This is a genomic window from Vibrio sp. HM8-C, from assembly GCF_058630515.1.
Map to the genome: position 1 here is coordinate 158,292 of NZ_JBMMKS010000002.1, position 17,319 is coordinate 175,610.

Below are 17,319 nucleotides of genomic sequence, written 5' to 3' on the forward strand. Positions count from 1 at the left end.
ATATGCACTCGCCAAACTACTGTCCGTAACCTAAGAATATTTCAGGTAGTAGTAGGGTGAATTGTGGGAAAACGGCAACAAGAGCCAAAACAATAAACAGAGGAACCAACAACGGCATCACACCTCGAGTCAGCGTATGGAACGGAATGTCACCAACACGTGAAACAACATATAAAGCCATACCCATCGGTGGTGTTAGGATACCTATCATCAGGTTAAGAATTGCCATTACACCAAAATGAACAGGATCGATACCAACAGCTGAGGCCACTGGAACCAAGAATGGCACCAAGAGTAAAAGCAGAGCTAATGACTCGATAAACGTACCTAAAAACAACAACAGTAAGTTGATAAGTAATAGCAATACCAACGGGTTATCGCTGATGGTCAAAAAGTAATCGGCCAGCATCTGTGGTAATTGCTCACGTGCAACAATCCAACCAAACACCGTCACGCCCATAACCATTAGCGCTACAACTGCTGTTGTATTAACCGTTTCTTTTAAGATTTCAACTAAGCCACTGATAGTTAACTGCTTATAGACCACAGTACCGAGAAACAACGCGTAAAGTGATGACACGACAGCCGCTTCGGTCGGTGTGAATTTACCTGAGAAGATACCGCCGATAATGATTACTGGCGTCAGCAAAGATAGAAACGCTTCTTTAAATGACTTCAACTGTTCGCGACATGTTGCTTTTGGCAGAGTCATGTAGCCGCGCTTTTTACAGATGAAATAGCTCATCACCATCAAAGCAATACAACATAGAATTCCCGGAATTGCCCCTGCCAAAAATAAAGCTCCGATGGATGTATTCGACACTACGCCATAAATGACCAATGGAACTGAAGGGGGAACTAAAGGACCAATAATACAAGAGGCAGCCGTCAATCCACCGGCAAAATCGTCGTGGTACTTTGCATCACGCATTGACTTAATTTCTAGCTGTCCTAAGCCACCAGCATCTGCTAAAGCAGATCCAGACATACCAGAAAACAACAAGCTCGCCATTATATTCACATGGCCCAAACTACCTGTGATATGACCAACGAGAGACTTGGCGAAATTAAAGATACGTTCAGTGATACCTGCGCTGTTCATCAAGTGTCCGGTTAACACGAAAAATGGCACGGCTAGCAAAGTGAAATTATCAATACCACCGATCATCTGTTGAGCAGCAAAGTTGATACCTGTGCTGTTGGTTAAAACCAAAAATACAAGTGCAACAAAAATTAATGAGAAACCAACCGGCATACCAGCAAATAGCAGAGCTAGCCAGCCAAATATTGAACCAACCATAGTCACTACCTCTCCAGTACTTGCGAGTCAGATATAGAGGCTGAATTTGCGCATCCACATAACTCTTTTGAAATATTAAACATTTTTTCCAGCTGTCTGAGAACCATGAACACACCGCCTAATGGAAGACTGTAGTTCATCCAACTGCTTGAGACTCCGAGAGTGATCAATTCAAAGAATGCGTTTCTTTGAACATGCTGATACCCAAGATAGATAATCGCAGCGATAGAAACTAACACGGCGAATTCCAACGACAGAACTAGGCACAGACGTACCTTTTCCGGTAGCTTGTCTGAAAAGAAACTAATGTTTACGTGAGTACTACGCTTAATTGCGATTGCACACCCGACTAACGACATATACATAAAGAGAACTCTTGCGAGTTCTTCACTCCACAAAGAAGGGTCATTCAGTAGCCAGCGAGTGCCTATTTGCCAAGTTAGTACAACCAGCAACGCCGCCATCAAAGGTACAGTAATGATTTCTTCTAAATTATTGACTATCTTACGTAACATCTTGAACTCCATAGCTGGCCAAATATGGCCAGCTAAAACATTGAGAGATCGACAAATCAATCCATTTACATTGCAGCAAGTTTCTCAACGATAGGTTGACCTATTTTGCTTTCAAACTCTTTGTAGAGAGGCTGCATAGCTTGACGGAACGGAGTCAGATCTGGATATGTCACGTTTACACCTTCACTTTGGAAGAATGAAACCAGTTCTTCTTCCTGCTTTTTCACTGATGCTGTATGCGCAGCACCCGCTTTCTTAACTGCTTTTTGAACCAACTCTTTGTCCTCATCAGACAGTTTTTGCCAAGTTGCGTCTGCAATAATCACCATCTGATCGTTCACAATATGGTTAGTCATTGCCAAGTTCTTTTGGACTTCATAAAACTTCATTGTCTTGATTGTTGGTAGAGGGTTTTCTTGACCGTCTACCGCATTGGTTTGAAGTGCTAGGTAAACTTCCGAGAAAGCCATAGGTGTCGGTGACGCACCAGAAAGCTTGGCGTAATTGAGGTTAGGTTTTGCATTAGGTACACGTAATTTCAGACCTTTGAAGTCTTCAATTGAATTAAGTGGGCGATTAGAAGTTGTTTCACGTGTACCGTTATACCAAGTGTCCAGCGCTCGCCAGTTAAACTTAGTCAACATTTCTTCACGGATACCCTGACCAAATTCAGAGTCAAACATACGGCGTAAATGTTCAAAATCACGAGCAACATATGGCAGAGTAACGGCTTCCGCACGAGGGATCCAAAGTCCCATACGACCAAACTCCGCATAAGTGATATCAAGGTCACCCATACTGAGCTGTTGCAGCATTGCGCGGTCATCACCAAGTTGAGCACTTGGATACAGAGCCAGTTTAATTTCACCCTTACTCATTTCTTCAAGAGTGTCTGCTAGCATTTTTGCAGAAGTGTATTCCACAGAGCCTACAGAAGCCTGCATACCCATTTTCAATGTAGTAGCAGCTTGTGCTGAAACGGCACACCCCAAAGTTAGCATTGCGATAGTAATCTTATTAATGGCTTTCATGTTATTCCCTTTATTTTTCGTGTTACACCTTACTTCACCATTTTCAAAAAAAAATTTTATTTTGTTTGAAAAAAATCTTCGTTATGAATTATCATTGCCATGAAGATTATTTTCAAACCACCTTTTTTCAAAATGTGATCGCGGACAATAATTGATTATTTCTGCCCTTTTGCGAATAACGCAAAAATTAATTCTGCCTACTGGATAGGTCGTTCGCCCGCAGTAAAAACAAATGAGGCCTGTTGTGAGAACTAAAAACTTAACGATCGATGAACTAAAAAAAACTTTACAAGGTCAAACTGTAGTTTCCATACAGCCGGTGACCGATAGTCCTTTAGACAAAACAGAGTTCATCGTTGCAATGGCAGTCGCCGCTGAGCAAGCTGGTGCAAAAGCACTTCGTATCGAAGGAGCTAACAATGTCGCTGCGGTTTCGGCTGCAGTAGGTATACCTATTATTGGTATCGTCAAACGTGATTTGGCAGATAGCCCAGTACGAATTACACCATTTGTTTCAGATGTTGATGCACTTGCCAATGCAGGAGCGACCATAATCGCATTTGACGCAACTAATCGCCCTCGTCCTGAAAGTCGTGAACATATTGCTCAGGCCATAAAAAATACTGGCTGCTTTTCAATGGCGGACAGTTCATGCTTCGAAGATGGCGAGTGGGCACACTCACAGGGAGTTGAAATTATTGGATCAACTCTGTCAGGATACGTCGGAGATACAGAACCTACAGAGCCAGACTTCCAATTGGTGCATGCATTCTCTAATGCTGGTTATTTCACTATGGCGGAAGGAAGATTTAACACTCCAGAACTTGCAGCTAAAGCAATCGAAGCCGGTGCTGTAGCCGTTACTGTTGGTTCTGCGATAACTAGGTTGGAAATCGTGACACAGTGGTTTAACAAAGCAACCCAAGCTGCAGGAGAAAGGAAATGCGCACGCTAGCAATTGATATCGGCGGAACGAAAGTCGCGTTAGGTATAGTTAAAGGCGGGACTCTTATTGAACGTCATCAGATTGAGACGCCTGAATCAACGAATGTTGCCCATTTCACCGAGTCTATTTTAAAAGATATCCGGAGCTGGATTAACGATATCGATAATATCGGTGTATCTACAACAGGCTTTGTAACTAAAGATGGTATTACAGCCATTAATCCTGACACGCTTAATTTCCCAACACCTTTCCCTTTTGCTCAAGAGTTAGAAAAGCAAACAGGAAAGCCGGTAGCAATATTGAACGATGCTCAAGCAGCTGCTTGGTATGAATTTGTTCAGTTGAATGATATCTCACTAAATATGGCGTTCATTACCGTTTCTACAGGTGTAGGGGGCGGTATCATCATTGACGGAAAGCTTCACCAAGGACATAGCGGATTGGCCGGGCATATTGGTCATATGTCTATTGATGTCAACGGCAAAAAATGTGGTTGTGGGCAAATAGGGTGTGTTGAATCGATAGCTTCAGGCACAGCTATTAAGAAAGCCAGTGATGAACTATTTTCAGTTCCACTGACGAATATCGAATTGTTTGAACAAGCGAAAACTAATGGCGTTGCTGAGCAGATTATTGCTAATAGCGCGCGAGCTATTGCTACTCTATGCTGCAATTTGAAGGCTGGTTTGGATCTGGATGTTATTGTACTCGGCGGCGGAATTGGCTTCGCAGAAGGATATTTAGCAAGAGTGAACGAGGCTATCCAACGTCGGCCAAAAGTATTCCAAGTGCCAGTTTTAGCAGCCAAAGGCAATTATGATGCATGTTTACTTGGGGCTGCATTTCAATTTAAGGAATAGAATATGACCACAAAAGCAATCTCTGCCACACGGCTTTTTGATGGCGTTAATTACCATGAAGATGCAGCTTTAGTATGGGAAGGCACATCAATTAAATCCGTTGTTCCTATCTCTCAGCTCCCTGATGATATCGAACGTCACCATTTTGAAGACGCCACCATTGCTCCAGGTTTTATAGACATTCAAGTAAATGGTGGTGGCGATGTCATGTTCAACAATGACATATCCACATCTGCGGTGGATACGATTTGTCGAGCACATCGTACCCACGGCACTGCTTACTTGCTGCCGACGCTTATCAGCACCACTCCCAAGGACATACAAAAAGCACTCTCCACTATAGAAAATGCAATTAAAGAAGGTGTTGCCGGTGTTTTAGGTATTCATCTAGAAGGACCTTGGTTAAATCAAGAGAAAAGAGGGGCACATAATCCCGAGTTGTTTTATTCACCTTCACCGCATGAGCTTTCGGAGTTCGATTGGCTCACAAAAGGCAAGATTCTCGTTACTGCCGCAGTGGAGAACATGTCCGTCGAATCCTTACAATGGCTAAAAAACAAAGCGATTGTCGTGTCATGCGGTCATAGCAATGCAAAGGCTACTCAACTTACTGAAGATAAAATGTGTTTAGTGGACGGTTTCACACATCTTTATAACGCTATGTCAGCATTAGAAGGACGCGAGCCAGGGACGGTCGGAATAGCAATGCTTAATGACCACGCTTGGTGCTCCATCATCACCGACGGTATTCATGTACATCCAAAGAGTTTTTTACTGGCGCATAAAGTAAAACCTAAAGGCAAACTTCTTATCGTGACCGATGCAATGGCAAGCCTTGGCAGCGTAACCAATCAATTCGAACTCGATGGTGAAACCATACGAGTGGTTGACAATAAACTAGTCAACAGTAGAGGTAATCTTGCAGGCGCCCATATAGGTATGGATGAATCTGTAGCCAACGTCATCCGATGGGGAATACCAGAAGAAGAAGCTCTAAAAATGGCTTCAACCTATCCTGCTCTTGCGATGAAATGTGATGATCTAGGATTCCTTAAACCTGATTATCGCTCAGCAGCCACAGTGCTTAACTCACGTTACCAAACACAAGCTGTACTGGTTGATGGAGTCCTGTACTGACGAGAAATACTGATATGATGAACAAAATATCGAGGAAGCTAACACTAGTACTATTAGCAAAATAGTCTTTCAAATGCCCTCGATTTTTGTTTTGCTTCAATTATTGATTAGCATTTATAAACCCAGTAAGAATGACGGATCTGGGCAATTACTAAAAAACTTCTGCTTGTCTTCTTCAGACGTTGCGCCAAAAAAGTCACCCTTTAAGCCATACATATCAAACATGACTTGTAGATGTAAGTGTGGTGGCCAGCCGCCGTTGACATCCCTATTGCCTACATACGCAAAAACATCCCCTTGTTGAATCTTCATTCCTTCAACTAAACCATCAAGAGAATCTAACGATAGATGACCATATAGAGAGTAGAAAACCTTACCTGCATCTTGGTGTTCCAAAATAATGGTTGGCCCATAATCAAACGGCAAGTCATTACGTTGGAAACTATGCACAACTCCATCTAGCGGTGCATAGATTTTTGTTCCCGCTTCTACCCATAGATCAATGCCTAAATGTAAATCTCGTGCTTTTTCTGGTTCTTGATTCGAGAAATGGGGTGCAGCTCTATAGGTAGCTCTTTTTTCTCTATAACCCCCTATAGCGACTGTATTTTGGGCTGATAGCTGAGATTGAATAAATGCTTCGAGATAGTTCGAATCACTTGTTCTGTTGAAATCAAGCTCGGGATTACCCTCTGACAAATCAATCGCAATCCAGTTATCGCTGGGATGTGCATCGCCAAATATCGGAAAATAACTCTCTACTTTCATTTTCATCCTTGAAACGTAGCAACTTGCTGAAAATTAACTATTCCATAGATACCAGTTTATAGTCAGAAAGTTGGTTTAATACAATCATCTCACCTTCACAGGCAAACACTGAGCAAACTAATTTTTGATAAATATGAATAGAGATCATGCCGTGTCGAAACACAGAAACATTATTTGAAATTTGATGATTTAAGAAGAAAAGAAACTTGCGAGATTTAGATGGTGATACGTGCAGCATAAGTCAGCATATTCGCGAACGTATGATCAATAAGTTATAGTCAAAATTGCAATATATAACAGCATAAAATTGCAGCATAAGTTAGCAAGTTTCTACTTTAACCCAAATGCAGCGTAAGAAACTTTCCTACATGTTAAGCTCGAAATAAATCATGCCTCCTCGGCGATTCACTCTAATTCTATTGGCTTTAAACATCACAATCACCTGTAACTCACTTTTGGACAAAAGTGAGTTACAGGTGAACCGTAAATTGATAGCCTAGAAATTATCTAGGTTCCTCAGGACTTACCACAATTAAAATGGTCTGCACTTTTCCAGACTCTAGAATGCTCTATAACTTCTAGAAATTCTTTGCCACTAAACCCATTTTCGTACAATGAGTGCGCTTCGGAAACAAGGTTCACCTGTTCACCTGACGCTAGTGATGACGAGAATTTTTGTTCTTGGTTACATAAGAAGTGAGCATTGTCGGCTAATGCAATAAGAAGCTCTTCTATTGTTACCTTCATAAAACCTGAAAAATACTCATGGTCAAATTCAATGGATGTATCGGCAATCAACCCAACTACGTTGGGAGTATCGGTAGATAACTTTAAAGTTTTCCTAAGCTGATCATCTACTTGAATCTCCCTTATTATTGCATCAACTTTCTTCCTCACTTGCATACCTGCTTTGCGTAAAGTTTTATCTCGATGATAAAAGATTTCAGACTTGGTCGTTCTGCAAAACGTAGATTTAACTTCGATAACAATCACGATGTTATCTATTACACAAATTAAATCTATTTCGCCAGCTTCTGATCCCCCACAGCTTTTAACGGTAAAGTTTTTTAACACTGAGAACCCTCTGAGCTTGAATTCATCACCCAACTGGTTTTCGATTCTTGTTGTCTCATCCTTCAATGAGCTACGTTGATTTGCAAATCGGCGTAGATTATTTACAGCATTAACTGAACTTATTTGAGCTGACATTAGCCAAGGGAGTTGAACACAATAACTACCGATTTTAAAGACAGGTTTTTCGGTTAGTTGTTGAAGTTCACTGGTCGGTGAGGCTTTCAAAAGCGCACTGCGCTTTTTCAAATCAAGGCACCAGAAATCTAAAATTGCTTTAGCTGCATTGATATTGCCATTAGGAAAATCATCCGATACCGTCCAGCCGACAATATTATTGACCTTATCTTTCCAAAGCGACCATGTGATGGGGAATCGATTTTGTCCTGTCGCTAGTCCTTGTATGGTAACTAATCCAATGGCTTTCTTCCAATCACCTACCTCTGCATACTCTCGATCAAATGCTTCGATATACTCCTTTGAATAAAAAGATATCATTAGCTCTTGAGCTAATAGTGCCTGGAACAGATTGACGTTGAATCCTGAACTAATGGTCACGGACGATGTAAATCCATACACCTTCTGAAGTTCGAGTGAACTTGCTATTGCTTTGACGTAAGCGAGTTGGTTACGTTCATGGTTCTCACTTGTTCCAATTTGTTTGGATGCCATACCAGAACTTATGAACTCATTTACTGCTAAGTTAAACCAATAACCCCTAAGCATTTTTTGTCGATTTCCATTCCGCTCCCATGTATCGTCTAAACCACTATCTAAATGCGTCAATGTTAAACGTTCATTTTTGACCGAAAAAAGAAGCGAATCATCAAAACAGAATGGATAAACACTCTGAGATATAAACTCATCGAGTTCCACTTGAGCTTGCACTAATTGGCTGAAAATTTCTAAAAAAGCCTCTGCTCTAGAATTATCTTCATCTGAAGGAAAAATTAGAGGAACATGATATTTCTTTAAAGACTGTGAAATCTTAATATCGTTTAAGGTAAAACTTTCATTTGATACATGTCTCAGCTTCCATTGCATTAACTCTGTTAACGCTCTTAACTGTGAATCTGCACTTATAAGCCCACCGTCAAACGAAACAGCCTGTTCCTTTAAGTGTTTAAATGAGTAAGCAGCAGATAATGACATCAACTCAAACAAAGTTAAAGGCTGTAACGGTTTGCTGAATTCCTTTACTAAATTTAGCCTGTCTTTATGTGCTGATTGGAATGCTTCGCATGTGGTGATGAGTTCTACCAGTTCATGTGGGTTTTGATTGGCTAGTGTTCTAATCTCGTTCCACTTTGCATGCTCTTTCTTTAAAACCAATTGAGAACGACGAATTGCAGTGCGAATAGTCACTGGAGACTCTGCGTAAATCTTAGTCATTAAGTTGAAATTTTTGGCGATATCCTGTGCGAAGTAGCGTGTTAACGCGAGTATGAAAATATCAGTTTTATACGTTGATAGTGGAATGTCAAAAACGAACTTTGAGTTCCAAAAGGATTCATCTCGGTTGGGCTGGGGTTTCATTTTCCTTTTCTGTGAAGGATTTCTGTAAAGATATGCCTCGATCACAAGCTTGTATGGACAATAACTATGCTCTCTCTCCTTTAAATCTAAGAAAAGCTTATCAAAGTAATTAAGTTCACAATCTAACATCAAGGATTCCATTCACTATATAGTGTTATGCCATTTCACTAACCTAAACAATTGCACAATAAAGAGGAATCGGTATGCCCCGTGATTCCCTAGACACACTTATGGTATAAGCAGAAATAGGGAAATACTACCACTCCTCGTTACTATCTGAGCTAGCTCAAACACGTTTTGGGGCAGAACCGAGCTAGCCACAGTTGCTAGCTCAGCGTTGGACAAAACCTTGTCAGCGACTTTTCTAAATTAGCAGAATCCGGATTAGTTTGAGTCTGGCAAACGTACTCACAATAACTTTGCCAGTATCTTAAAATGAAACACAATGAGTTACAGCTAAAGCAATGCATTTAGGGGAGAATACTAAGTCATAATTGATAAATCGAACCTGTTTTTTCAGCGTCTTCTACCAATGCATCAATCACTACTCGTTGTCTCGGCTTTAAATATCGTGAACGCGGCCATACCGCATGTATTGGCATTTCGGCACCGGCATATTCATCTAAGATAGTCACTAACGCACCTGTCGCAAGATGTTCATTGATCAACCAAGTTGGCAACTGAGATATACCCACACCTTCTAAGACCGCAGAGAGCATTGCGTCACCATCGCTAAAACAATACCGACCATGAACTATCTGTGTGAAACTTTCACCGTTTTCACGCCTAAACAACCATGCGGGTTGAAAACTTCTTTGCCCGCCGACAATACAGTCATGTTCTGTCAATTCTGTCACTAGCTTAGGAGTCCCCTTCTTTTCAAGATATTTGGGACTGGCACACAAAACTAATCGTTGGCACCCTAATCGTCTTGCAATTAAATCCGCATCATCAGCCAGTGTCCCTATGCGTACAACGAGGTCAACACCTTCATCAATCAAATTGATACGCCTTTCACTAAATGCAACCGACAAATCGAGATTCGGGTATTTCTTAGTTAATTCCAGCAAAACTGGCATCACGTGCCTTCTCCCGAATGCTGCTGGGAGATGGACATTCAAGCTTCCGGAAACCTGAATACTTCCTGCGACAATACCTTGCTCCAAACTGTCGATTTCATCCAGTATACCAATCCAACCTTCAAAATAACGTTGCCCCTCTGGTGTCGGCGTTAAGCTGCGTGTAGTTCGATGCAGTAATTTCGTACCTAATTTTTTTTCTAACCGGGTAACGCTTTTACCAATTGCAGAACCAGTAAGCCCTAAACGTTCACCAGCAGCAGTAAATGAACCCGTTCGTAGCGTTTCAACGTATTCAATCACGCCTGAGAATTGAGTATCGATAATCTTCATTGTGGAACTGTGGGATGCAATAAATGGAATTTAAACTGTATTATCATTTTATAACAAGTCAATACAATATCTCCTATTAGATGAGACAACCTGACCTATGTCATTAACTGGAGATACACTATGTCCGATAACAACCAACGTATTAAGGCCTTTCTTGACCGCGAAGATATTCGAGCATTAAGACTACGTTACAGCCAGCTACTTGATGGTGGCGAAGCTGAAAAAATGGGAGAAATCTTTACAGAAGATGCCGAAGTTAAAGTTACCGTAGGCTCAATGAAAGGTTTAACTGAAATCAAACAAAGCCTAAAAGAGGCTTACCACACATTCGATACAAGAAACCGTGCACATTTTCCTTTCGTTCACGCGGTAACTAATCACGATATAACTTTAATCGACGAAAACAATGCGTCAGGTAGCTGTTACTTACTGGATTTCGTTACTGACCGCGACCAATCCCAACATCCGTTTTTGCTCTTAGGACATTACGTAGATCAATATGTTCGTGTAAACGGAGAATGGAGAATTTCACACAGTGAGTTAGATGTTTTATGGCCGGATGAGTCTCATTAATATCCTAGAAAAATAAGAGACCAGAAACGATGAATAATAGCAAACTGTCATTGCCAGCCAGTTTTCAGCGCGTGTTTTCCGACAATAAGTTAACTGTTGGGTTATTAACTCCGCTAGAAGCTTACCCGAGTACACCATTCCCGACTCTAAAGGACCATCTAAGAATTGCTCAACAAGCTGAAAGAGCAGGTTTTTCCAGTATTTGGGCACGTGATGTCCCATTTTACGACCCTAATTTTGGAGACGCGGCCCAAATCATAGACCCATTTGTCTATGCTGGATACCTCTCAGCGGTAACAAATGAGATAACCCTTGGGACAGCAGGTATCGTATTACCATTACGTGACCCAATTTCAGTAGCTAAAGAATCCGCGTCAATAGATTTTCTCACTGGCGGACGTTTTGTACTAGGTCTATCAACAGGTGATCGTCCTGTCGAGTATCCGGCATTCGGAATTGATTTTGATAAACGTGCAGAACTGTATCGTGAGTCTATTGACGTCATTAACCGTTTACACAGTGATCATTTCCCACAAATGGCGACCCAACATTATGGCACCTTAAAAGGCAATCTCGATCTCCATCCTAAACCTGTACATGGGCATATCCCCATGATGGCAGTTGGCCGATCTCGACAACCGATTGAATGGTTGGCAAACAATGTAGACGCCTGGATATGGTCTGTTGATGATGAACATGCAATTAAACAACTTATTTCACAACTAAAAACTGCTGCTGGTGATAATCCAGCACCTAAGTACGGATATGCAACGTTTTTCGACCTCGATGCAAACCCCGATGCCCCTTATCAACGTTTTTATAACGTAGTCAGGATCGGACGCAACGCGCTTATAGAGCGTCTAATCAAACATAAAAAGTTAGGGGTTAATCATATTGCTCTTAATCTAAAACCTTCTCGCAGACCAGCAGATGAAATTATCGACGAAATGGGACAATACGTACTTCCCGTTCTAGGTGAAGATTAAGCATTGATAAACAAAAGAAACAATCCATAAAGCTAAAACTTGACCTCAATGTTCTACACCTCCATGATTTGGAATTACTCTATTCACAAAGTTAAGGAAACATAGTGACTCTGGAAGAATGTTTACAATACATGCGTGAAGGTGGTGTGATAGAAGGAAATTCAGAAATACACCAGCAATGCTATGAACTCGCAATGGAAGCTCTAAAAATAACCGCGAAACTTAATGGGAGCTACCATCCACCAGAGGAAATCCGAGAGATTATGTCTCAACTAATCGGAAAACCTATCGACAACTCTTTTATGGTGTTTCCACCATTCAATACCGATTGCGGTAAAAACATTAGCTTTGGTAAGAACGTTTTCATCAATTCCGGTTGCTGTTTTCAGGATCAGGGAGGGATTACTGTTGGTGATGGCGTCCTCATCGGCCACAATGTGGTGTTAGCAACCCTCAATCATGAATTGGCTCCTCATAAACGAGGCACTACAATTCCTAAACCCATTGTTATTGGTAATAACGTATGGATAGGTTCTAATGCAACCATATTACAAGGAGTCATCATTGGTGATGGAGCTGTAGTTACTGCCGGTTCGGTAGTAAACAGAGATGTGATTCCCAATACTGTTGTAGGAGGAGTACCAGCAAAGCTTATTAAACACATAGACTCAGCAAGTGGTACGTAATGCAGTAATATACATATGTGAAGCGTTGCCAACCGATAAATCCGATTTAAAACAAAAGTCGAGACTACCGTGATTTCTGCGTGAATAGCGACCATATTACTAGACTCAACAATTACGTACATGAATCACTACTTTAGAGTGACCAAAAGTATGTCAAATCACCACTCACTGAATTATTAAACATCGGGGAATAACAACGACCGGGGCAAAAGCATGTAATACCTGATGTTCTAAAATGCTTATGTCAGATTAAGAGATCCTATATTGACTTCTTGGACATTTAGAACTTGATATGACTGGTATGGCAGCCCCTTCAATCAATATTCTTATTTACATAAGCAATCGTATCGATAAATCGTTTTGACATTGAAGGTGAAATTTTGTTGTGCCTCAACTGAAACTTGTCTACATAGCTCCAATTACCTTCTTCTAAGGATTTAACCAAAAACAACAAATCCCCGAGATCCCCTTTGTACTCCAAAATAGCGTCAGTGATGTCTCGGTCCAGGTTTAAACTGGAAAGAATCTCGGGCATCTGCATGTCCATTAACGCATCAATAAGCGATAACATGCCTGTGATATATGCTTTTCCAGCTACAGCTCCTCCATGGAGTTCCAACGCTAACGATTGAAGCAGATGCGCACGATATAATGAGTTAAGAAACAATTGTTTAGGTTTATTCTTCGGGCACATAGATATTATCAGATGCGATGAAAATCGCTTAAGCCTTTCTTTACCTAGATAACTCACGGCTTGACTGATTGAACTGATTTCTGCACGCACAGAAACTTGACTATTAACATAATTGAACAATCGAATCGTAAGCGATGGACTTTTAGCGATAATTTTTTCAATAGTGTTAACAGAAAACTCGGTCTTACTGATTTCTTGCAGAAGCTCTATGTTTGCTTTGAACACTTCATCAAGCTTATTGTGCTTAATTAATTGCGGCTTAGAGAAAAAATAGCCTTGGAAGAAATCAAAGCTTAACCTCTTAGCTTCTTCGTATTCTTCATACGTTTCAACTTTTTCTGCCAATAACTTTTTATTGCGCTGTTTCAGCTCTATGGCAAAGTGTTTAATTTGGTTTAACGGACAGGCTCGTATATCGAACTTTATGATATCTGCAACATCAATAAACGGACTCCAACGTTTATCGCTAAAACAGAAATCATCAAGTGCAACAATGTAATCATTCTCTTTAAGAGACTGTAAAGCATGCAAAAGTTCTGCGTCAGGCACACAGGTTTCCAATACCTCAACGATATACTGGTTGTTTGGGAACTCTAACGGCAGTTCATTAATGAGATCATCGTAATCAAAGTTCACAAACCCCAACTTTTGGTCAAGTAATACCCCTTGATACGTCAAATGCTGTTCAACAAATAGGCGTTCGGTGATGCCATAGGTCATCCCATTCGGAAAGGCATTATTTGGCCCATCACGATAGAGTAATTCATAGCCGTAAATGTCTAAATTTCTGTCAAAAATGGGTTGCCTTGCTACATAACTGAACATAGTTCCCTACACCTTACACACGCTGATGCTGCTCACTTATGAGATGTAACTCGAAGAAAACACAAAAACCAACCAGAAGTTTTGAATACTATGAAGCAAAGCTATCTCATGCCATTTTCGCGTGATTAATGCCGCTTAAAGTTGGCGAGTATTTCATCGTTTACAATATGCCATACAAAATCCTTAGCGTTCGTCTCTATTGTGATTAAAACAGAAACCATATAAAGACATTTGGGATATCCACCAAATAATGAACCTCATTAGGATTGGTTGCCATAAACGTACTACACTCACATTTGATTTCAGTCGTTACCTTTAGTTATGAGGCCACATTAAATGTCAAAAAAACACAGCATAAGTGACCATGTAGAACTGAGTAACCCTTTTAGCGAAAGACTGTTTTAAATTACTGACAAAATGGATAAATCTGACGCCATTTATGAGCAGCGTATTGATGAACTAAAAAGTGGTTATTCAGAAATTGAAAAGACTTTAGTTGAGTGATCTGAAGCGACAAAATTTACGAAATCCGTTCTGAGCAATAATCAACTTCAATCTCAAGATACCGTTGGTATATCGATAGAGGAGCTAGATAAAATCGAGGCTCTCCTCATCCAGTTAGCGCATGCTATAGGCAAAGAAACCTTGTACCATTGAATAGCCACCAATATAGTAGCCACTTCTAGTATGACCAAAAGTATGTCAAATCACTGCTAGGTAAAATAATATATCAACTAGGCGTAACTCCGAATGAGGCACAGGCTTTTCAACGGTAGAGAAAAGCCTGTATGAATGTCTCTAGCAGTCAGTTTGCTCTGAAAGCCTCAAAGCATCTTCCAGTTCAACACCAAGGTAACGAATCGTATTATCCAGCTTTGAATGCCCAAGTAAAAGCTGTACCGCCCTGATGTTTTTTGTTCTGGCATAGATCAAAGTAGCTTTGGTACGACGCATTGAATGAGTCCCATAATAGTCTGCATTCAACCCAAGTTTTACAACCCAACGCCTGATAATCGAACGATAAAATGAGTAACTGATAGGTCGCCCTTTGCGTCGACAACTTGGAAACAAAAATCTGCTGGCTTCTAGGGATGCAGCGTGAATCCATCGACTTATACTTTGCTGTGTTCTAGGCGTTATTTCATAATGCACAGCAATGCCCGTTTTTTGCTGGATGCATTGAACCCTTTCGTAAATCACGCCTTGCGAAGAAACATCGTATACGTGCAGTTTAAGTAGATCACTCGCTCTTAACTTACTATCAATGGCTAGGTTTAGCAGAGCTAGCTGCATCAAGTCATTCTCAAGCTCAAGTCTGGTTCTGATTCGCCAGATTTCTTCAAGCTTAAATGGCCTTTTTATGCCGCTACATTTTCCTGAAGATAGCTTTCTCATGTTGACCTCCTTTTAGGTGCTATTGGTCAACATAAAGTTTGGCTATGGACTACAACGATTACAGTTTGGTTCACAACTGGACAGGGTGTGTTTGGACACTCAGGGATTTTCGTGCATCAGGGATATTCTAAATTAGATAAGCACGGATTAAGCCAGCTATTACGAATTTCTATGACACAGGCTTTGTCTGAATAAAGAAGAGCCAGCTCAGAACTTAGCAATCTGTTTATTCTGATAGCCTGAGAGCATCTTTTAGTTGTACAACGTCTTAATATGACGAGACTGGTTTCCCCTCTTGCATAACTGTGTATTTAACAGCAGCGTTACACTTAATACATTGATACTAAGTGAGTAAGAGAGGTAGCAGTTTTTAGTAGAAAAAGTTTGGATGCAATTTATATCTAGTAGAAGAAATTTTTAGAATGGCTAATTTCTATTAATATATCGTTCAGCACTTGCAAATAGTTTATCGCATACTTTTTTCTGAGTTATATACTCTGATGAACCTAATGTCATAGTTTCCAGAATTTCTTTTGCTTCTTGATATTCTTTGACCATAACAGCAAATCGTTCTTCGAAGTTATTTTTCTGAGTTTTTTTACTTGATTTTTTTACTGGTTTTCTCATATCACTACTTACCTTATAGATCCCAAAGTTTTTTTTCTTCTCGTTCTAACAAAATGTTTTCTATTTTTTTTCTAATCTTATGAATACTATTAGAACTTTCATCTGTAATAGAACTCTTACTTTTGTCCGTTTTGGACTCAGTCTTCGTCGATGGCTTTTTCAAAGTTCAGGCTCCTTCTTTAGTTTTGATATGAAAATTCCCCAAAACATTTCCGTATGAGTCTTTAATTTGACCAGAGTTTTCAAGTTCACAAAATGAAAAATTGAGGTCAAACTGACTGGCATGCAATTTAGGAAGAATATGGCGTTTTAGAACATCACTGTTTAACTGATGTATGGTAGCAGACCAAGAAATATCGCCATGATGAAGAGAGTATTTTATAACGAACAATTAATTTTTTGTCCTTTGGTTATTCTCTGTTCACGCAGAACATAATACCAATATATCTTTCGATTATTTTTATGCGTCATCGGACTCCTTATTAAACTTAAAGAAAAAAGATCTCTCCTAACGAAGAGATCTTTTAAATAATCATTATACTAAAGTAACGTTGCCAGCTTGTGGTCCTTTGTTACCTTGTTCAACATTAAAAGAAACCTTTTGGCCTTCAGCTAATGTTTTGAAACCTTCGCTAGCAATTGATCGGAAATGAACGAATAGGTCAGCACCACCGTTATCTGGAGTGATAAATCCAAAGCCTTTAGTTTCGTTAAACCATTTTACTGAGCCAGTTGTTTTATTTGACATAATATATCTCGATACATTGAATGAATTAAAAAGAAAGCTACTAAATAAGGAATGAAGAAAAAGGTATCGCAGGATAGATATGACGAAATTAATCGAATAAAAACTGAGAAGATCTTGAACTAAATATATTACTAATAGCTCACCGTTTGAGCTGACGTCACTATACACTATGTGCACATAATAGATAGATTTTTCTTCATTAAAATTTA

At 40.1% G+C, this 17,319-nt stretch carries 16 protein-coding genes; 6 read left to right on the forward strand and 10 right to left on the reverse strand.

The genetic code is table 11. The features are described 5' to 3' along the window. Positions 1 to 16: 16 nt before the first annotated feature. The 3 genes from siaM to ACOSVQ_RS03695 all read right to left on the reverse strand — a co-directional run bounded on the left by siaM (position 17) and on the right by ACOSVQ_RS03695 (position 2,846). Positions 17 to 1,300 carry a sialic acid TRAP transporter large permease SiaM gene (siaM, locus tag ACOSVQ_RS03685; protein ID WP_491981231.1) on the reverse strand — a complete coding sequence of 428 codons (1,284 nt, stop codon included), beginning with the start codon at positions 1,298 to 1,300 and terminating at the stop codon, positions 17 to 19. A 5-nt stretch (positions 1,301 to 1,305) separates the two neighbouring features. Continuing rightward, the gene (locus tag ACOSVQ_RS03690; protein ID WP_491981232.1) at positions 1,306 to 1,815 is read right to left on the reverse strand and encodes a TRAP transporter small permease; all 510 of its coding nucleotides are present in this window, start codon (positions 1,813 to 1,815) and stop codon (positions 1,306 to 1,308) included. A 65-nt stretch (positions 1,816 to 1,880) separates the two neighbouring features. Beyond that, positions 1,881 to 2,846: a sialic acid TRAP transporter substrate-binding protein SiaP gene (locus ACOSVQ_RS03695; protein ID WP_491981233.1), complete on the reverse strand. Its 966-nt coding sequence runs from the start codon at positions 2,844 to 2,846 to the stop codon at positions 1,881 to 1,883. Between the two features lie 232 nt (positions 2,847 to 3,078). Here ACOSVQ_RS03695 and ACOSVQ_RS03700 point away from each other — a divergent pair, with 232 nt between their 5' ends. The 3 genes from ACOSVQ_RS03700 to nagA are packed head-to-tail and all read left to right on the forward strand — an operon-like array spanning position 3,079 to position 5,789. Further along, complete coding sequence (locus ACOSVQ_RS03700) at positions 3,079 to 3,801, forward strand: putative N-acetylmannosamine-6-phosphate 2-epimerase (protein ID WP_491981234.1); 723 nt, start codon at positions 3,079 to 3,081, stop codon at positions 3,799 to 3,801. Further along, a complete protein-coding gene (locus ACOSVQ_RS03705; protein WP_491981235.1) occupies positions 3,789 to 4,652 on the forward strand; it encodes an N-acetylmannosamine kinase in 864 nt (287 codons plus the stop codon). The genes ACOSVQ_RS03700 and ACOSVQ_RS03705 overlap by 13 nt, the downstream gene beginning before the upstream one ends. A 3-nt stretch (positions 4,653 to 4,655) precedes the next feature. Beyond that, positions 4,656 to 5,789, forward strand: a complete 1,134-nt coding sequence (nagA, locus tag ACOSVQ_RS03710; RefSeq protein ID WP_491981236.1) for an N-acetylglucosamine-6-phosphate deacetylase — start codon at positions 4,656 to 4,658, stop codon at positions 5,787 to 5,789. 114 nt (positions 5,790 to 5,903) lie between these two features. Here the strand turns inward: nagA and ACOSVQ_RS03715 are convergent, their stop codons facing one another. From ACOSVQ_RS03715 to ACOSVQ_RS03725, 3 genes are all read right to left on the reverse strand, one after another. Continuing rightward, positions 5,904 to 6,557, reverse strand: a complete 654-nt coding sequence (locus ACOSVQ_RS03715) for a peptidoglycan DD-metalloendopeptidase family protein (RefSeq protein WP_491981237.1) — start codon at positions 6,555 to 6,557, stop codon at positions 5,904 to 5,906. Positions 6,558 to 7,073: 516 nt separating this feature from the next. Continuing rightward, positions 7,074 to 9,293, reverse strand: coding sequence for a nuclease-related domain-containing protein (locus ACOSVQ_RS03720; protein ID WP_491981238.1), 2,220 nt, complete (start codon positions 9,291 to 9,293; stop codon positions 7,074 to 7,076). A 359-nt stretch (positions 9,294 to 9,652) separates the two neighbouring features. Then, entirely contained in the window at positions 9,653 to 10,576 is a 924-nt protein-coding gene (locus ACOSVQ_RS03725) for a LysR family transcriptional regulator (protein ID WP_491981239.1), read from the reverse strand. A 120-nt stretch (positions 10,577 to 10,696) separates the two neighbouring features. On the opposite strand from ACOSVQ_RS03725, the gene ACOSVQ_RS03730 reads away from it, so the two are divergent. The 3 genes from ACOSVQ_RS03730 to ACOSVQ_RS03740 all read left to right on the forward strand — a co-directional run bounded on the left by ACOSVQ_RS03730 (position 10,697) and on the right by ACOSVQ_RS03740 (position 12,821). After that, on the forward strand, positions 10,697 to 11,149 hold the full coding sequence (locus ACOSVQ_RS03730) for a nuclear transport factor 2 family protein (protein WP_491981240.1): 453 nt from the start codon (positions 10,697 to 10,699) through the stop codon (positions 11,147 to 11,149). 29 nt (positions 11,150 to 11,178) lie between these two features. Next, positions 11,179 to 12,135, forward strand: a complete 957-nt coding sequence (locus ACOSVQ_RS03735; protein WP_491981241.1) for an LLM class oxidoreductase — start codon at positions 11,179 to 11,181, stop codon at positions 12,133 to 12,135. Between the two features lie 104 nt (positions 12,136 to 12,239). Beyond that, positions 12,240 to 12,821: a DapH/DapD/GlmU-related protein gene (locus ACOSVQ_RS03740; protein ID WP_491981242.1), complete on the forward strand. Its 582-nt coding sequence runs from the start codon at positions 12,240 to 12,242 to the stop codon at positions 12,819 to 12,821. A gap of 313 nt (positions 12,822 to 13,134) precedes the next feature. On the opposite strand, the gene ACOSVQ_RS03745 is transcribed toward ACOSVQ_RS03740, so the two are convergent. From ACOSVQ_RS03745 to cspE, 4 genes are all read right to left on the reverse strand, one after another. Continuing rightward, entirely contained in the window at positions 13,135 to 14,340 is a 1,206-nt protein-coding gene (locus ACOSVQ_RS03745) for an EAL and HDOD domain-containing protein (RefSeq protein WP_491981243.1), read from the reverse strand. Positions 14,341 to 15,138: 798 nt separating this feature from the next. Further along, positions 15,139 to 15,735 (reverse strand): tyrosine-type recombinase/integrase, encoded by a 597-nt coding sequence (locus ACOSVQ_RS03750; RefSeq protein WP_491981244.1) that lies wholly within the window; start codon positions 15,733 to 15,735, stop codon positions 15,139 to 15,141. Positions 15,736 to 16,161: 426 nt separating this feature from the next. Then, positions 16,162 to 16,362 carry a hypothetical protein gene (locus ACOSVQ_RS03755; protein WP_165310238.1) on the reverse strand — a complete coding sequence of 67 codons (201 nt, stop codon included), beginning with the start codon at positions 16,360 to 16,362 and terminating at the stop codon, positions 16,162 to 16,164. Positions 16,363 to 16,897: 535 nt separating this feature from the next. Next, positions 16,898 to 17,110 carry a transcription antiterminator/RNA stability regulator CspE gene (gene cspE, locus ACOSVQ_RS03760; protein WP_099079008.1) on the reverse strand — a complete coding sequence of 71 codons (213 nt, stop codon included), beginning with the start codon at positions 17,108 to 17,110 and terminating at the stop codon, positions 16,898 to 16,900. Between the last annotated feature and the right edge of the window lie 209 nt (positions 17,111 to 17,319).

Bases quoted from the DNA above. Each gene is read 5' to 3' on its own strand.
- siaM (WP_491981231.1), bottom strand. From the start codon at position 1,300: ATGGTTGGTTCAATATTTGGCTGGCTAGCTCTGCTATTTGCTGGTATG.
- ACOSVQ_RS03690 (WP_491981232.1), bottom strand. From the start codon at position 1,815: ATGTTACGTAAGATAGTCAATAATTTAGAAGAAATCATTACTGTACCT.
- ACOSVQ_RS03695 (WP_491981233.1), bottom strand. From the start codon at position 2,846: ATGAAAGCCATTAATAAGATTACTATCGCAATGCTAACTTTGGGGTGT.
- ACOSVQ_RS03700 (WP_491981234.1), top strand. From the start codon at position 3,079: ATGAGGCCTGTTGTGAGAACTAAAAACTTAACGATCGATGAACTAAAA.
- ACOSVQ_RS03705 (WP_491981235.1), top strand. From the start codon at position 3,789: ATGCGCACGCTAGCAATTGATATCGGCGGAACGAAAGTCGCGTTAGGT.
- nagA (WP_491981236.1), top strand. From the start codon at position 4,656: ATGACCACAAAAGCAATCTCTGCCACACGGCTTTTTGATGGCGTTAAT.
- ACOSVQ_RS03715 (WP_491981237.1), bottom strand. From the start codon at position 6,557: ATGAAAGTAGAGAGTTATTTTCCGATATTTGGCGATGCACATCCCAGC.
- ACOSVQ_RS03720 (WP_491981238.1), bottom strand. From the start codon at position 9,293: ATGTTAGATTGTGAACTTAATTACTTTGATAAGCTTTTCTTAGATTTA.
- ACOSVQ_RS03725 (WP_491981239.1), bottom strand. From the start codon at position 10,576: ATGAAGATTATCGATACTCAATTCTCAGGCGTGATTGAATACGTTGAA.
- ACOSVQ_RS03730 (WP_491981240.1), top strand. From the start codon at position 10,697: ATGTCCGATAACAACCAACGTATTAAGGCCTTTCTTGACCGCGAAGAT.
- ACOSVQ_RS03735 (WP_491981241.1), top strand. From the start codon at position 11,179: ATGAATAATAGCAAACTGTCATTGCCAGCCAGTTTTCAGCGCGTGTTT.
- ACOSVQ_RS03745 (WP_491981243.1), bottom strand. From the start codon at position 14,340: ATGTTCAGTTATGTAGCAAGGCAACCCATTTTTGACAGAAATTTAGAC.
- ACOSVQ_RS03750 (WP_491981244.1), bottom strand. From the start codon at position 15,735: ATGAGAAAGCTATCTTCAGGAAAATGTAGCGGCATAAAAAGGCCATTT.
- ACOSVQ_RS03755 (WP_165310238.1), bottom strand. From the start codon at position 16,362: ATGAGAAAACCAGTAAAAAAATCAAGTAAAAAAACTCAGAAAAATAAC.
- cspE (WP_099079008.1), bottom strand. From the start codon at position 17,110: ATGTCAAATAAAACAACTGGCTCAGTAAAATGGTTTAACGAAACTAAA.